The sequence below is a fragment of the Paenibacillus sp. BK033 genome (assembly GCF_004345425.1).
Classification (GTDB): domain Bacteria; phylum Bacillota; class Bacilli; order Paenibacillales; family Paenibacillaceae; genus Pristimantibacillus.
On sequence record NZ_SLVP01000002.1, the window covers coordinates 453,951 to 470,052 of the forward strand.

Annotated in this window: 11 protein-coding genes; 1 reads left to right on the plus strand and 10 read right to left on the minus strand. The window is 51.5% G+C overall.

What is annotated here, in order from left to right; genetic code table 11:
- Nucleotides 1-55: 55 nt before the first annotated feature.
- Entirely contained in the window at nt 56-940 is an 885-nt protein-coding gene (locus tag EV294_RS09060; protein ID WP_132306005.1) for a M15 family metallopeptidase, read from the plus strand.
- A 152-nt stretch (nt 941-1,092) separates the two neighbouring features.
- Here the strand turns inward: EV294_RS09060 and EV294_RS09065 are convergent, their stop codons facing one another.
- The 10 genes from EV294_RS09065 to EV294_RS09110 all read right to left on the minus strand — a co-directional run bounded on the left by EV294_RS09065 (nt 1,093) and on the right by EV294_RS09110 (nt 16,093).
- Nucleotides 1,093-2,793 carry a sensor histidine kinase gene (locus tag EV294_RS09065; RefSeq protein WP_132306007.1) on the minus strand — a complete coding sequence of 567 codons (1,701 nt, stop codon included), beginning with the start codon at nt 2,791-2,793 and terminating at the stop codon, nt 1,093-1,095.
- Between the two features lie 110 nt (nt 2,794-2,903).
- Nucleotides 2,904-3,785, minus strand: a complete 882-nt coding sequence (locus tag EV294_RS09070; protein ID WP_132306009.1) for a carbohydrate ABC transporter permease — start codon at nt 3,783-3,785, stop codon at nt 2,904-2,906.
- A gap of 15 nt (nt 3,786-3,800) precedes the next feature.
- Complete coding sequence (locus tag EV294_RS09075) at nt 3,801-4,691, minus strand: ABC transporter permease (RefSeq protein ID WP_132306012.1); 891 nt, start codon at nt 4,689-4,691, stop codon at nt 3,801-3,803.
- 95 nt (nt 4,692-4,786) lie between these two features.
- Nucleotides 4,787-6,466 carry an extracellular solute-binding protein gene (locus tag EV294_RS09080; protein WP_132306014.1) on the minus strand — a complete coding sequence of 560 codons (1,680 nt, stop codon included), beginning with the start codon at nt 6,464-6,466 and terminating at the stop codon, nt 4,787-4,789.
- Between the two features lie 96 nt (nt 6,467-6,562).
- Nucleotides 6,563-8,107, minus strand: a complete 1,545-nt coding sequence (locus EV294_RS09085; protein ID WP_132306016.1) for a response regulator — start codon at nt 8,105-8,107, stop codon at nt 6,563-6,565.
- Nucleotides 8,108-8,187: 80 nt separating this feature from the next.
- Complete coding sequence (locus EV294_RS09090) at nt 8,188-10,632, minus strand: glycoside hydrolase family 38 N-terminal domain-containing protein (protein ID WP_132306018.1); 2,445 nt, start codon at nt 10,630-10,632, stop codon at nt 8,188-8,190.
- Between the two features lie 96 nt (nt 10,633-10,728).
- Nucleotides 10,729-11,676, minus strand: a complete 948-nt coding sequence (locus EV294_RS09095; protein ID WP_132306020.1) for an ROK family protein — start codon at nt 11,674-11,676, stop codon at nt 10,729-10,731.
- A 14-nt stretch (nt 11,677-11,690) separates the two neighbouring features.
- Nucleotides 11,691-13,442 carry a class I mannose-6-phosphate isomerase gene (locus tag EV294_RS09100; RefSeq protein WP_132306022.1) on the minus strand — a complete coding sequence of 584 codons (1,752 nt, stop codon included), beginning with the start codon at nt 13,440-13,442 and terminating at the stop codon, nt 11,691-11,693.
- Nucleotides 13,443-13,557: 115 nt separating this feature from the next.
- Nucleotides 13,558-14,340, minus strand: a complete 783-nt coding sequence (locus EV294_RS09105) for a DeoR/GlpR family DNA-binding transcription regulator (RefSeq protein ID WP_132306024.1) — start codon at nt 14,338-14,340, stop codon at nt 13,558-13,560.
- 232 nt (nt 14,341-14,572) lie between these two features.
- Complete coding sequence (locus EV294_RS09110; protein ID WP_481856058.1) at nt 14,573-16,093, minus strand: glycoside hydrolase family 43 protein; 1,521 nt, start codon at nt 16,091-16,093, stop codon at nt 14,573-14,575.
- Nucleotides 16,094-16,102 lie beyond the last annotated feature (9 nt).

Genomic DNA, 16,102 nt, shown 5'->3' on the forward strand with positions numbered 1-16,102 from the left:
TTATTTTAAATTTGTTTCCTTAAGCTAGAAAAGAGAGAATGAGGAGGGACAATTCATGAGAAAATGGTTTTTACTGCTTACGGCATTGTTGTCGGTGATAGTGATCTATAATCGGTTCATGAGGGCAGATGACGAGCTTCCGATTCAACAGGCTGTGAAGGGCAGCCCTTCGGAATCGTTCATTTCGGAGAGTGGACCGCATAAAGACAAGCTTGTGATCCGAGTCGGGAAGAATCAAGTACACGAGGGGAATTTGCTTCTCATCAACGAGGAACTTGCTGTACCGCCTAATCATGCGGATGCCGAAGCGGTGAACTTGTTTGAGCACAAGGAATTGCGAAATGGCTTCGGCTTGCTGGACAGAACCGTTAGGCTTTCTCCCGATTTGACAAAGAAATTCGCTTCGATGATCAAAGACGCCGCCGATGACGGTATAGATCATTTTCTTATCAGCAGCGGTTATCGAAACAACAAGGAGCAAAACGCGCTATACGAAGAATTGGGACCGGATATCGCGGCAGTTCCTGGACATAGCGAGCATAACTTAGGGCTTGCATTAGACATCGGTTCGACGACGGCGCAGATGAAAGACGCACCTGAAGGAAGATGGTTGAAGGAGAACTCCTGGAGGTATGGGTTTATCGTTCGTTATCCTGAGGATAAAACCACAATTACGGATGTCGTGAACGAGCCTTGGCACATTCGGTATGTCGGGCTTCCGCATAGCGCAATCATGCAAGAGAATCATTGGGCGTTCGAGGAATACTTGGATAATTTAAAAGAGCGCAAATCAATCACGACGGTTGTCTCGGGCATAACATACGCCGTCTACTATTTTCCGGTATCTTCGAATACGACGCTCCACGTGCCTGCTGCCGGAAACTACGAAATATCTGGAAACAATTCGGACGGCGTGATTGTGACCGTTATGAAATCATAAGCTTAATCGGCTGTATAAACTTAACGATTTCGGTTTAACAATTAATAACAGAAGGAGCAGTCTGCCAGGATTGATGGCAGACTGCTCCTTGATTGCTTTGAACGCTAATGAAATCTTCATCATTCTAAGTTTCTATCTATTCCTGCCTTTTCCTAATCTTTGGGTATCGTAACGCTCACCCGCGTCCAGCACCCGGGCTCGCTAGCAATGGTAATGCCGTATGGGCTTCCGTATTGAACCCTTATCCGCTCGTGAACATTGCGGAGACCGTACCCTTTAGACTGTTGGGTCAGCAGGGCATCGGCTATGTCAGGCTGAATCCCCGGACCGTTATCCTCGACAGCGAATACAAGAGTTTCATCGTCTTCCCCCAGCTTTCCGCTTATTCGCAGAGCCCCTCTTCCGGTTCGCTTCTGGTCGATCCCGTGCTCGATCGCATTTTCCACGATAGGCTGCAGAATGAGCTTAATGATTTGCTGTTCGACGATTCTCTCATCAATCTCGTACGCGACGTCGAAATTGTAATCATGCATGATTAATTGCATCTCGAGATAAGATTTCGTGTTCAGAAATTCGTCCTTGACGAGGATATGATCCTTCCCCTGATTCAGCGTCGTGCGATAAAACGTGGACAAGAATCCCGCCACCCGGCTTATTTCGTCAGCCCCTGCGTCAATCGCCTTCCAATTGATAACCGACAACGAATTATAAAGGAAATGCGGATTTATCTGGGCCTGCAACGCTCTCAATTCGGCCTCTCTTTGGGTAATCTTGTTCTGGTAGCCTTCCTCGATTAACAGGTTGATACTCGCCAGCATCTTGCCGAAGCGGGATTCCAGCTCCCCGATCTCGTCGCTTGCATGAACCTTCAAGTTGATCGTAAGCGTACCTTCCTCAACCAATCTCATCTTATGGTTAAGACGCTGAATCCTTCTTACAAACCCGCGGGTGAATAGGCCTATGATGAACAATAACACGACTACGCTGATGCCTTCGATAATCAAGGTTGCGCGAATGATTTTCCATGGACTGACCGTTAATGCCTCGACGGGTACAATCAAGGACAACGTCCAGTTGGATTCCCTAAGCTTGCGCTGGAGCAAAATATATCCCGGAAGCTTTCTACTCCCTCCCTGAAGCTGCATCTCCGCAAGCTTGCCCGCATCGAATCCATTATTCGAGTCCGGCTCCGCCTTGTATACCACGTTTCCCTGGGGATCGGTGATGACCGCTATCGCTTGCTTGATGTCGGACAGATCCAAAGAGCTGGATAAAAAGTTCGGAACCAATTCTACATAAACAAGGTTCTTTTTCTCGTAATTGATGTCCCCGAATATTCGCCGTACGCCGAAAATCTTGCCGTCTCGCGCATACCAGTGCGTATCAATCGTCTGCATGGCCTCTTTATACCAATCTTCGCGCTCCACCGAAGCAATCGGCATGATGGAATTCATGCGTTGCGTCAGGTTGTTTTCCGTATATATAACAATCCGCTCTATATCTTTGTTTAAGGATGTCGTCGTATTGATAAGCGGGTCGACGGTCTCCTTCAGATCCACGTACATCTCAAAATAGCTATCGTATTCCTTGTTGAAAATTTGCGAGAAATTCGGGTTATAACTGATTAATTCGATGGCCGAGTTAAATCTCTGAAGTTTATAGCTCAGGTTATCGTCGATTTTTCTCAAATTATCTTGCAAGACAATATGGGCCTGCTCCAGCTGCAGCTTTTTGGATTGCTGATAAGAATAGATTCCCAGAATCGTAAGCGGAATTAAAATCACGGCCATGTAAGAAACAAACAGTTTGTGCCTTAATTTCATGGAGTTGAACCAGTTCGCAAGCAACGGCATATCCGCCCTTTCCCTTTGTGCATGATCCTGCTTCGCAGATTCCGATGCACGCTGCTTAACGGCTTCGCCAATCCGACCATCCTATCTTCCACTTTAAACGCCGATTTCCTCTATTCTTTTACCGCGCCAAGCACGATGCCGTTCACGAAATATTTTTGCAGAAACGGATAAATCAGCAAAATCGGGACCATGGACACCATCACTTTGGCAGAATTAAGCAGCTGGCTTGACATATTCGTCAACCGCCTTATTTCTTCGGGGTCCGTCGTATTCATGATCGAGCTGACGCTGATGATCAATTGCTGAATATAGGTTTGAAGCGGCCAGTGCTCTTTATGATTAATGAGAACCATGCCGTCAAAGAAGGCGTTCCAATGCCCAACGATCGAAAATAGCGTTACGGTAGCCAAGGCTGGCAAGGAAATCGGGACAAAAATGACAAAAAGCATTTTCCATGGTCCCGCTCCGTCCATACTCGCCGCTTCCTCCAATTCCTTCGGAATGCCCCGGAAAAAATTCATGAGCAGGATGACGTTAAAAATAGGGACGGCCGGCGGCAGCACCAGTGCCCAGATCGAATCCAGCAAACCAAGCGAAGATATGGTCATATACCAAGGAATCAACCCGCCGTTGAACAGCATGCAAAAAATAACAAACCACATATAGACATTCCGGCCGGGGAACAGCTTAGCCGATCTGGACAAAGGATACGCCATCAATATCGTAATGATAAAATTGATTGCCCCTCCAAGCAGCACCCTTTGAATCGAAACGCCAAAGGATAAGAAGAAGCTGCGGTCTCTAAGGATCGACTCGTATGCGCTAAGATTAAATTCAACCGGCCAGAAATAGACTTGCCCCGACATGGCCGGTATTTTGCCGCTAAACGAAATGGCCAGCGTATTTATGATCGGCGCGATTGACAAAAAGGCGATAACGCCCAAAATGAGATAGATTGTCAGATCAGCATACCGGTTTGTTCCACGAATCATATCAATCGTCTCCCGTCAAAAGATGCGGTAATTGGCAAAGCGTGCGGCAAGCATGTAAGAGACAGCGATCAGGAGAAAGCTGACGAGAGATTTCAGCAAGCCGACAGCCGTAGCCAAGCCATATTGGATTTCCTGCAATCCCGCGCGATACACGTAAGTATCGATAATATCTCCCGTCTGGTAGACGATGGGATTATACAGGTTCAGGATCTGTTCAAAGCCGGCGTTCAACACGTTCCCGAGACTTAAGGTCGCGAGCAGGATCACCGTTGGCAGCAAGCTGGGGATCGTAATATAAAGCAATCGTTGAAAACGGCCGGCTCCGTCAATGGCAGCCGCTTCGTATAAATTCGTGTTAATCGAGGTAAGAGCGGCAACGTAGATAATCGTGTTGAAACCGAACTCCTTCCACACGTCGCTGGCAACCAGCACCACCCTAAACCAACTATTGCTCTGCAAGAACATAATCGGTTCTCCGCCGAATACATGAACCACTTGGTTGACGACGCCATCGAGGCTAAGCAAATTGATCATGATGCCGGACAGGATAACCCAGGACATGAAATGCGGCAAATAGACGATCGTCTGAACGATCCGTTTGAATTTCACGTTAATAACTTCATGAAGGAGCAGAGCGAATGTGAGCGGAACGGCCATGCCGAATACGATTTTCAGTGAAGCAATGATAATCGTGTTGACAAAAACAACGCGGCTATCCGGCAAGGCAAACATATATTCAAAGTTTTCCCAGCCTACCCACTCCGAACGAAATATACCAAGCGTCGGTTGAAAATCCTGAAACGCAATCACGATGCCGAACATCGGAATGACACTGAACACGAGAAGCAGCGCAATCCCGGGCATCAACATGATGTGATAATTACGGATAAAAGTGCGGTTTCTCATTCCATCTCCACCTACGCGAAAAATTTGAATTCATGAATACGGGGCCACCTCATCTTCCTGGCAGCCCCTGACAGCAACTCGAATAGTCGGCTTGATTACTTCTGTTTGACGATTTCCCCAATTTCTTTCGCGACCTGATCTCCGCCAATGGATTTCCAAGTGGAGACGAATTTGTCGAACTCATCCAAAGGCGCTGAGCCCGTAATAATTTTCAAGAACGTTTCATTCTCCAGCTTATCGAGGTTTGCGCCTCTCTTCAGCATCGTTTCGGTATTGCCGTAGAAAACGGGATCAATGCGTTTCAATTCCTTGGCGCCGGTTACGGCAGCCGCGGTATAGAACGCCAGCGAATCCGCGTACGCCGCCATATCCTGCTTCGGATTATCGTGATTTTTCAGAAGCGACTCGACGCGAGGCAGGATGCGTGCCGGCAAATCGGTCTTATCCTTGTCTTGAAGGACTTTGTCGTAGATCGGTATGTCTCTGGCAAGCGAATCCTGGAAATCAAGCTGCAGGTTGAGCGGGTAATTGAGCCAACCTACGCCCTGCCCCTTGTAAAGCTCCTGGGTTGCGGGATCAATCAAGCGGATGCCTTCATACTCCACATTCAACACCTTAAGGACAGCCTCGGGATTTTTCGCGTTTTTGTTGACGACAAGGAACGAGCCCGAAGGAACGGACGGTACGATGTTGCGCTGGCCCACGTCATCGAGCGGTACGGCGAGCGGTACCCAGTCGGCGTTTGCGTTGGCCTTCACCGCATCGGACATGGCCCAGCCGGCGAACCATGGCGCAAACAAAATGCCCGCGCGTCCGCTCGATACCAATCCGGCGTTATCTTCCCATTTCCGCGTCAGGAACTCCTTGTCTATTAGACCGTTTGCGTACATGTCGCGCAATACACCAAGAGCTTGCTTGGTTTCCGGCGTCGTAGAGCCGTAGAAGATGTTGCCCTCTTCATCCTTGAACCAGCTCTTAGGATAGGAATGATAGGCGTTAAAGATAGGATCAAAGGTGAAGAATCCACCGTCTCCGACAATTGTAGGATCTCCCAGAAGTCCGGTTGTGTCTTTCGCGCCATTGCCGTCGGGATCCTGCTCGACGAAAGCTTTGACGATGCCTTTAACGTCATCCACGGTCTTCGGAAGCTGGAGCTGAAGCTTGTCCAGCCAATCCTTGCGAATCCAGAGCAGCTGAAAATTCCCGTCGATATTCGTGTTCGGAAGCGCATACAGCTTTCCGTCGATTTTGCCGGTGTTCAGGACCCGGTCTCCGGTATAGGAATTATAGTACTCTTTAATCAACGGCGAAGCGTAGTCCTCATAGATGTCGGTTAGATCGGCCAGCATATTGGCTTTGGCCAATTGATGGAACTGCTGCTCGTCGACGATCATCACGTCGGGTATGTTGTTGCTGGCAATCGCTAAGGTGACTTTCTGATTGTAGGCCTTCAAATCCTCAACCGAGAACTCATACTGGACATCAACGTTTAGACGTTCCTCCACGTATCTCAGATATTCGTTGTCCTCCAGCGTGTCGCCGGCAGGCAAGTTGTTGCCGGACACGCCTTGCCGTCCCAGCGTAATCTTGACGGTATCCTCATACTTGGCGAACGGTCCGTCTGTCGCGGACGCGTTGCTGGATTCGGCGGACGGCTGAGAATTATCCGGTTCTGTCGCCGTATTAGGCGATGGACCGTTATTCCCGCCGCTGCAAGCGCTCACGCCGAGGAGTGCCGTCATGCTAAGCAAGATAAGCCATTTTTTTCTGTTCATGCCCCAACCTCCAATGATTTAACTTGTAACGTGTCCATCATACCAGCGTTTCGCAAACGCCCTCTATCTCATATATTTATGATTTGCGCCATTTTTTTACGGAGTTCTTTCCCTGTATTTGGCCGGAGTTACGCCATAATGCTGACGAAAGGACTGGATGAAATAGTTCGAGTTTCTGTACCCCAGCTTTTGGCAAATATCAACGATTTTCATGTTCGTATCCCTCAGCAGCACCACGGCTTTGTCCATGCGTACTTGCGTAATATACCGGATCAAGCTTTGACCCGTTTCCTTCTTGAAGAGGTAGCTTAAATAGCTGGGCGTTAAATAGACCTGTTCGGCAATTCCCTCTAGAGAGAGGTCCTGATCGTAACGCTCCTCGATCATCTGTTTGATCTGCTCAATGATCCTATTCGCGGATTCTTCTTTGTTCCTGGCGCCGGTGCAGGATTCTACCAGGTCGAAGACGCCGAGCATCAGATCCTTCAGCTCGTGCAAAGAAGAAGACCGGGAGATTTTGTCCAAGTAATCGTTAATAACCGCAAGACTTTTCTTATGCTCTTTCACCAGCAGCTTGTTCATGATCTCCGAGCATAAAAATTTCGTGTAGAGCGAAGAAAAATGACCTGTTGTTTTCAAATAGGAGAACAGCAGCTCGACCCCGTATTTGGCGCCTCGCAAGTCGCTGAAATTTACGCACTGGTAAATTTTATCCGAAATCGACTGTAATTCTACCTCGTCAAAAGAAGCTTCGGAGAAATGTTCTTCGGCAAACAAAATCGCTTGTTCATTCATGAAAAACTTGAATTCCAGCAAACGCTCAATCCCGCAGTAAGCGGAATGAACGCCATCCCATCCTTCGGCAGCGGCGCCGACAATAATGCCTACCGTCTGCCCGTAACGCTCTAACGTGCTTGCGGAGACCGTTTCGGCCAAAAACCGGAGTGTCTCCCTGGACAACGGAACGGGATGGCGGATGAACAGAAGGCTTTGATTCTCGTTCACGTTCAAATAGTCGAAAGGGAGATTGAGGCGTTCATGGAGCATCGCCAAAAAATCGTCATTATGCATATCGAAAAAATGACGAGGGCACTCCACGAGCAAGAGATGGATGGACTCCGGTTCCGCGTCATCTATTCGAGCAGCTGCGGGGGGCTTCATCGGTCTGGTTCCGTTTATCGCATCCAGCAGCATCTTTTCTCTCTCGTATGCCATTCCTAAGCGGTAGCCTTCCAGCAGCTGAAGCTCCCGCTTTCTATCGGCCTCCTTCTCCAGGCAAGCGTCCGTCGCCCGCTGGATCGCCGCAAGAAATTCAGGCACCTGTATCGGCTTCAGCAGGTAATTCGAAACGTTGGCGCGCATCGCTCTTCTCGCGTATTCAAACTCGTTGAATGCGCTGTAGATAATAAGCTCGATATCCGGATGTTCCTCCCGGATTTTCTCGGACAATTCCAGACCGTCCATAAAGGGCATCTTAATATCCGTAATGACAATATCGACCGGCTCGCTTCGCACGATTTGGAGGGCTGCCTCGCCGTTCTCCGCCACGAGGGGATCCAGCTCCAGCTTTAATTTTCGAATCAGATTGCGAATGCCTTCCCGTTCTATTCTCTCGTCGTCAACAATCAGAATCCGATGCATACGAAACTCCTTCCTGCACGCAAAAGCACAAAAAGGGCTTCTCTGTTGACAGAGATAACGCCCTTCTTATGCTTGCTGAACTATATACTTCTAAAAGCTATTGTACCCGCGTTTACGGAGTGGTTCGCCCGAACGGCTTCGTCTACCGCATGGAACGGCTTGCCCCACTGAAGCGTATAGCGGAATTCATAGAACCCGCCCAGCGTCGCCTTGAAATTCGTCTCCCAATAGTTGGTCAGAACCCAGGCGTACAAAGATTTGCGTTCGTGAGGCTCCTGGCCCTGAACCCTTCTCTCGCCGAACTCCAACGGCCCGGCCTGCATGAGCGGCGTGTCCGGCGTGGCTAGAGCAAGTCCGCCAGTCGGCGCGGCAAGCGCCAGCCCTTCCTGAATGCAATAGAAATCCGTCAGCGTACCCGGAATTTGGTCGATTCCCGGACGAATGGCTGCCCCTGCCTTCTCAAACCACAGCTGGCCGTTGTCCTCCCGCAGGAAAGGCAAGGAAATGTAAACGTTCTCGGGTTCCCACACGCTCGTTTTGTGCATGCGGACGGACACGTCAACTCTTGCCTGCCCTTTATATACCTTCAGGAAGAGCGAGTAGTGACTCATTCCTTCCACTTGGTAAACAAGCTCCACGATGGCGTACAGCGCTCCGTTTGTTATTTCTTTGACTCCGGAAAGACGGCCAAAGGAGCGCTCGACATTCATCCCTTTGCGGTTTCGGCCCATAATTCTTCTGACGGTCATCTGATCGCCGTGCTCTCCCTTGGTCACTTCATAGACTGGCGTAAAGGCGCCGCAGGCCTGATCGGCATCAATCAGTTCCTTGCCCGTACTCTTGTCTACCCAGGAGACGATTCCCGCTCCGCGCTGCCAAGAAATTCGCACTTCGGCGGACTCGACGCTATTTTCTGTAATCGTGATCTTGTTGGGTTCTTGCGCTTGCGGGATAAGATCGCGAATATCATGGATGCGGTCGGCACCTATCAAGCGCGTGCTGCTCGTGGTGCGTCCCGCGGCGGAAGCCGTGGCGCTACGGATCACGTATCGTTTCTCTTCCTTCGCGCCCAGCTTGGCCATAACCGCAATTTGATACCCTCTGCTCACTTTTTCCTGCTGGTGGGGCACAATCTCCCCGCTCTGTTCCTCGATGACTTCCATGCCGTTCCGGAAATAATCGGCCTCCCACTGCTCTTCCAGGTAGAAGAAGGCGAGATCCTCGACGGGGTAGTCAAACGAATTGATCACTTTATAAGTAAATTCCCGGTTCGGCCTCAGCAGCACGTCCCCCTGGTCCTGCAGCACTCTGTCCAGCGACCGGTAAACCAGGCGGCTTGCGTTCGCGGCATAGGCTTCTTTGCGAACCCCCAATTCCTGCACCATCTGATGCCACGGCTCGGAGATGGAGGAGTGATACCCCCAGGTATGCTCGGCGTACATCATTAATTGCTGCTCGGCTTCTTTCATCTCATTCGCTTGAACGCTCTTGCCTTGCGGATCAAGCCGTTTCACGACGGACAGCATTCGCTGGGCGTTGCGGAATATTTGCGTATGCATGGCGGTTGATGCCACACCGTCGGACCACCAATCCGGCCAGTCTCCCTTGTACACCGGGATCTCCGCATCTTGTTGCTTGACCAGATCGAAATAGCGGTTCAGCGTGGTCATCTCAATCTCTACACGGTCCCCATGCTTCGCATTCCATTCGTGAATGAAGCTCATGACGCGGCCGTTTGGCGCAGCGTTGTCCCGCAGAAGCCCCATGACGTTGACCAATATAAAATCGTACGGATAGTCTTCCTTCTCCAATTGCTCAAGATAACGCGTTATTCTCGTCTCGGCGATCTTCCAATGATCTTCGGCGATGCCCCAAACCGGCGTTTCGTCCCGAACGGAGTAGGATAACGTTCCGTCGGGATTAATCCCCAGATCATTGCCCATCATATAATGCTCGCCGCTCCAAACGAGAATACGCTTGCCGCTTGGCGCCTCCCAATAAAACGGGAATTGCTTGCGCCCAATGGCGAACATGCCATGGTGGGTATGGATGCAGCTCAGCAGGTGCTCAATGCCGGCATCGGCCAAGGCCTCCGCATATCCCCAGCTGTAGCCGTTGATGTCGGCGGTCATCGCCGATCTGACGCTAAGACCGTACGGCGCGGCGAATTTCCCGGCTCTTGCCAGCATCTCCGTAAGCAGCTCATATTGAATAAGTTCCGTCATGTTCAAATAAGTACCCGACAGCTCGATATCTCCCCTGCTCAAGGCGTCGACAAAACGTTTCTTCTCTTCATCCGTCGCGTTCTCGAGAAACTTCTCGACGGCCCAGAAGGTCTCGCACGTCCACTTGAAGCCTTTCCATTCCGGATGCTTTTCCGTATGCGATGCCTCGCAGATCGCTACGGCCTGTCTAATGAAATCCACATGATATTGCTCGATTTTTTCCTGTCTTTCCGTATAACCGATGTCCGTGTGAGAGTGATGAATCACATAAATTTTCCACTTTTTCTTTGCGGTTTGCATTTGCTGTCTCTCCCCTAATCAAGTGTTCTCTCCCTGCTTGCGATCAGTATAGCGCCAGGCCAAATAAAGCGGTAGACGACATTTTTGCGATTCATATCAGTTTTTTTCGTTCCCGTCCGGCAACCTTAAAAACTCGTGTACGCCAAGAAGCGTGCTGGACAACGTATCGCGGCTGACGCGAACTTCGGCCAACAGACGGGACTTTTCCGCCGCCTCCCGAAAAGCGGGAACGAACAGATGCGCGCTCCTCGAGATCTGGCCGCCGAGAACGATGCGATCAGGCTTAAAGCGGGTTAGCGACGGGATTAAGATATCGGCCATCCGCAATCCGAATTGCTCGAAAAGCTGCAACGCCGCCTTATCGCCTGCATCCGCCAGGCCGGCCAATCCCCGAACGTCCAGCTGCGCGCCATCCAGACCCAGCCCGGCGGCCAGCTGCAATACGCCCCTGCGGGAGACATAGTCGTCCGCGATGCCATCCCGATAAGGAACGGTATATAGCCAGCCTTCGGCCGGCACATCCCGGCGGTGTTTCACCAGCCGCCCGCGCTCTAGAAAGCAAGATCCCAGTCCCGTGCCGATCGTCAAGCAGACCGCTCGATCGGCACCTTCCGCCGCACCGCCCGGGCTTGTCTCGCCAAGACCAAACAGAGCCGCGTCGTTCTCGAAAGCGATCCGGAAATGTTGCGAGAGCCTCCCGCTCGTCCGCTCGTCCGCGCGCAGCGATTTCTCGAGCAGCCGACCGACAGGCAAACCGTACAGCGATTCAAATTTGCCCAGTCCTTGAATGCGGCTGACTCCTTCTTCATAATCAAACGGACCGGGAAAAGCTATGCCTAGTCCCTCCACCGCCGCATCCGGCCCGGCCTTGGAGAGAATGTCCGCGAAGATGTCCGCAAAATGGGCTATCATCGGTCCGGCTGCAAGATCGGCCCGCGATTCATAGTGGCCCGCGGTTTCTTCGGCAATTACGCCATCCCTTAAGGCGGCCGCTTTAATCTGCGTCCCGCCCACGTCAAAGGCAACTATCCAGGATAATTTCATTTGCGCAGCGCCTCCTATGCCCGGACATACGCTTTTATCGTAGCTAACGTCTTGCCCGCGCTTGGTCCGCTAGGCCGAATCGTGTAAGAAGCGACGGAGGCCGGCACAATAAACGTCTCGGCATAATGAACGACGAAAGGCTCGAAGGATCCGTCCGGGCTTTCGATCGTCGCTTCTTCTCCTTCAATTAGATTGAGCATATGGACGCTGCCGTTCTGCGTATGCAAGACGGGTTCGGAGAACCAGTGACGTCTCGTCTCGATGAACTCAAGCCCGTGAAGTCCCGTACGCTCTTCCTGCCAGCCCGCCCCTTCTCCGATAGGCTCAATGCTATTCACGCATTCCGCTTCGATCCATGGCGTAGTTCGATCCCATCGAATAACCTGCCCGCCATGCTCCAAATGCACCGGGCGAGGCTTGCCGTCTAGTCCCAACCGGTCCCAGTCCCATAGCTTAAAGGTGAAAATGTACGGCGTGGCGCTGATCTCCAGTACCATGCAGCCTGCCGCGGAGCAATGGACCGTGCCCGCGGGGATGAGAAAGTGGTCGTGCCTCGCTGCCGGGAACGAATTGACATACTTCTCCGCGGGGAACGTATATCCGCCTGCCTGCGCTTTGCGCAGATCTTCAAGCATATCCCCGGAGGAGACGTTCTCCCGCAGCCCGAGATACACTTGCGCCCCCGGAGAGGCGTCGAGAATGTAATAGCTCTCGTCTTGGGTGTAGGTCATGCCGAAGTGTTCGCGGATATACTCCGTTGTCGGATGGACCTGCAGGCTTAATGGCTGACCGCCTATGGTATCGAGGAAGTCGAAACGGATGGGAAATTCAGCTCCGAACCGCGCGTATACCTTCTCGCCAAGCAATTTAATAGATTGGAAGAATACCAGATTGATCGCCGGCAGCTCTACGAGAATGGTGCCATATTGAAAATACAGGCTGTTCTCCTCCGGTACGCCGTCGAACCCCCAGGCATAGGGATGCTCGCGCTTGGGCAGATCGATCCGCTTCTCCAGCCAAGTTCCTCCCCATACGCCGGGATCGAAATAAGGAACCAGCCGGAATGGACGGCTTGCCGCCTGGTCCATCCCCTCAAACAGCGCTTGACGGGTAACCATCTTGGGAGAATTCTGAACGTTCGTATCCAGATAGTAGTCGATTTCGCCGAGCCGCTTCTTCTTAAGCCGATCCGCCATGCGCCACTCGAAGAAGAACCCCCGCTTGTATAAGCGCAGGATATCGTCCTCGCGACGTCCCGCTCGCCAATTGCCGAGTTCTCCTGCCCGGTATCGCTGCTGGATCTCCCAACGGGCCAGATCCGCATAAATGACCAGGTCTCCCCGGGCGATCAGCGAAGCGCCGAAGCCGATGACAAGAACGATGCCATCCTCCAAAGCATCAATCCGGCTGCGAAGAGCGCGGATCCGATCCGTTTCATAAAACTCTTCGATTCGAAAAGGCGCCATAAAACCGAATACGCGGTCATCCGTCAGATAACGTTCTACTTTGCCGTCGACTGCATCGGGAGTCAACGCCGCTTCCTCGGCTTTAACGACGGCTAACGAATCCATAGCACGACTTAATCCTTCGACGACTTCCTCCTGGCTGACGCCCGGGTAGCATTCCAGCACAACCACCGTTTTTCTTTTCCCAAGGCGCTTGATCGCGGAAGCAAGCTCGAAGCCAATCGCTTCGTACCCCTCCCAAGCTTCGTCTTCCCATCCCCGAATCGCGATAAAAGGCTCTTTATCGTAGCTTGATGACATATGAATGATGCCACTCCTTTGCGTTGGTTTATTACAATATAACATAAACTAACACAAACTAACATAACTTTTCACAAATTATCGCGAATACGGATACGGAATAGACAATCGAGTTCTAGATGATGTGAAGCTCCACTCCGCTCTCCTCAATGAGCTTTCTATGTTCATGCGTCAAATTGTCATCCGTCACGAACACATGGATGTCCGTCAGGGCTGCAACCGGCGAGAAAAAGCGTTTGCCGATTTTGGAGGAATCAAGCAGCATCACGACTTTTTTGGCCGAACGCATCATTATTTTTTTAACTTGCGTATCCATGAGATTCGGATCCGTAAAACCCGCTTCCGGCGTATAGCCAAGCGCGGACAAAAACAAGGTGTCGGCATGAAAGCGCGAGAAGAACTCCTCCGCCATGGGGCCGACGAACGTGCCGGATATGTCCCTGAACATGCCTCCGCAGCTAATGATCATCCTATTGTCGGTTGCATAGGGACGGAAACGGCTAATGGTATCGATCCCGTTCGTCAATATGGTTAACTGATCCAGATGGGCCAACCGCTCTGCCATTCTCGATACGGTGGTACCGTTCTCGAGCACGATGGTATCTCCGCTTCGAACAAACCTCTGCGCGGCATACGCGGCCAGCCGTTCCTTGATATCTTGGTTGACGGCCTGCTTTGCTTCGATCTCCGGCTCGTCCTGGCTAATTTCCTGTTTTTGCTCCTCGTAGACCGCTCCGCCATGGGAACGGCGTATACGGTTTTCTTGCTCCAGCGCATTCAAATCGCGGCGAATCGTCATCTCCGAGACACCGAAGCGGTCACTCATCTCTTTTAACGTAGCAGCGCCTTTGTCGGCCAGATAGGCCAGTAACGCTTGTTTTCTTTGTAAGGGCAGCATAACGACACCTCGTCTATTTTTTTCTTATTCTATCACAAATGAACACAATCTGTATTTATGATGAAGATTACTTACAACCATATAATCCCGCACAGCAAAAAAAGGGCTTAGGTTTCCCCTAGCCCAAATGACGTTCATGAGTCTACTTCATCTCCCGTAAGAGGAGCCTATCACGTGAACAGCTGCTGTTTGTTTATACGTTCATCTTTTTTAGTTTAATGGATCGGCGCGTCTACTCTGCAGCCCGGTAATCCATCCAGTCGAAATAAGCCGGCGTTATAGAGCGGGCCCCATTACCTGTCGCATACATGGCGATAAATACGCCGGTGAACCCGCCGGCTACCTCCGTGGCCAGCAATCTGCATTCCCCTTGCCCCATTCGGATTGGCTCTTCTTCCCCGCTTCCGGCGAAGCCAAAGACGTAGCTCATTCCATCCGCATGAATGCTTAGTACAACGGAGTCAGTGGACCACGGAATCTCGCTTTCTACCTTCCAGAGCGTCCCAAGCCTTCGACGGAAAATCAGCTTGCGAGCGCCTGCTATTTGCGTGACCGCAATCTCGTAATGGAAGCGTTCGTTCATATACACGGCGATACCCGCTTCCTCCCCATCCCGCTTTGGCGCAAAGGTGAGGTGAGTACTTGCCCGGAATGAAAAATGCTGCTGCCTGCGCCCTACAAAAGACGGAGCTCCCGTTTCATTCAAGGTATCCCCGGAGCCGTATAACGTCAGGCTGCCTTTCTTCGCTGAAAGCGACCAATTGCTTGGATCCGGCGAGCGTAGAAAATTCCAGCACGAGGCAAGCGATGCCTCATCAAAGTCATCTCTTCCTGCAGGCTCCGTCTTGGGCTGCAGCGGAAGATTTCCCGCCGGCATGATTTCACCGATCGTTCCGTGATCTCCAATGACAGGCCACGCATCTTCCGTCCAAGTAACGGGAGCCAAGAAGGTCTCCCGCCCCAAATAATGATGATGGGGATAACCGGCAGGGCGAATGCCCAGGCAAACGGCCCACCAGCTGCCATCCGGCCCTTGAATAAAGTCGGCATGCCCCGTTGCGTGAATGGTCCTCAATTGACTGCGATGGGTTAGGATCGGATTATGCGGACATCCCTCGAATGGACCGTCCGGCCTCTTGCTCCTCGCAACGGTGACCATATGGCCGTACTCCGTTCCTCCCTCGGAGATCATGAGATAGTACCACTCGCCAATGCGGTAAACATGCGGAGCTTCCGGATATTGACCGCCGGTCCCCTTCCACAGCAAGCTCACGTCGGACAGGCGTTCCCCGGTTTTAATATCGATTCGGCTCTGATAGACGCCTTGTCCCTTGGCATCATGAGAGGTGGTGTAATAGACGGTGCCATCCTCGTCGAAAAACAAATCGGGGTCAATACCCGGCTGGTCCACAAAGACGGGATCCGACCATTTTCCTCTTGGGTCGTCTGCATGGACATAGAAGTTTCCGCCGCCGGATACATTGGTCGTTGTCATGAAGAACGTTCCGTTGTTATAGCGTATGGTTGGCGCATAAATGCCGCCCGAGCTTCCCGCTTTGCTTAAATCCAGCTGTTCCGTACGCGTTAGGACATGCCCGATCTGCTCCCAATTCACAAGATCCCTGCTGTGAAATAAGGGAACGCCCGGGAAGTATTCAAATGAGCTTGTCACCAAATAGTAATCTTCTCCTGCCCGGCACACGCTGGGATCAGGGTGAAACCCGCTAATAACGGGATTGCTATATTGCTTCACTATGTTCTC

Bases quoted from the DNA above. Each gene is read 5' to 3' on its own strand.
- EV294_RS09060 (WP_132306005.1), top strand. From the start codon at position 56: ATGAGAAAATGGTTTTTACTGCTTACGGCATTGTTGTCGGTGATAGTG.
- EV294_RS09065 (WP_132306007.1), bottom strand. From the start codon at position 2,793: ATGCCGTTGCTTGCGAACTGGTTCAACTCCATGAAATTAAGGCACAAA.
- EV294_RS09070 (WP_132306009.1), bottom strand. From the start codon at position 3,785: ATGATTCGTGGAACAAACCGGTATGCTGATCTGACAATCTATCTCATT.
- EV294_RS09075 (WP_132306012.1), bottom strand. From the start codon at position 4,691: ATGAGAAACCGCACTTTTATCCGTAATTATCACATCATGTTGATGCCC.
- EV294_RS09080 (WP_132306014.1), bottom strand. From the start codon at position 6,466: ATGAACAGAAAAAAATGGCTTATCTTGCTTAGCATGACGGCACTCCTC.
- EV294_RS09085 (WP_132306016.1), bottom strand. From the start codon at position 8,107: ATGCATCGGATTCTGATTGTTGACGACGAGAGAATAGAACGGGAAGGC.
- EV294_RS09090 (WP_132306018.1), bottom strand. From the start codon at position 10,632: ATGCAAACCGCAAAGAAAAAGTGGAAAATTTATGTGATTCATCACTCT.
- EV294_RS09095 (WP_132306020.1), bottom strand. From the start codon at position 11,676: ATGAAATTATCCTGGATAGTTGCCTTTGACGTGGGCGGGACGCAGATT.
- EV294_RS09100 (WP_132306022.1), bottom strand. From the start codon at position 13,442: ATGTCATCAAGCTACGATAAAGAGCCTTTTATCGCGATTCGGGGATGG.
- EV294_RS09105 (WP_132306024.1), bottom strand. From the start codon at position 14,340: ATGCTGCCCTTACAAAGAAAACAAGCGTTACTGGCCTATCTGGCCGAC.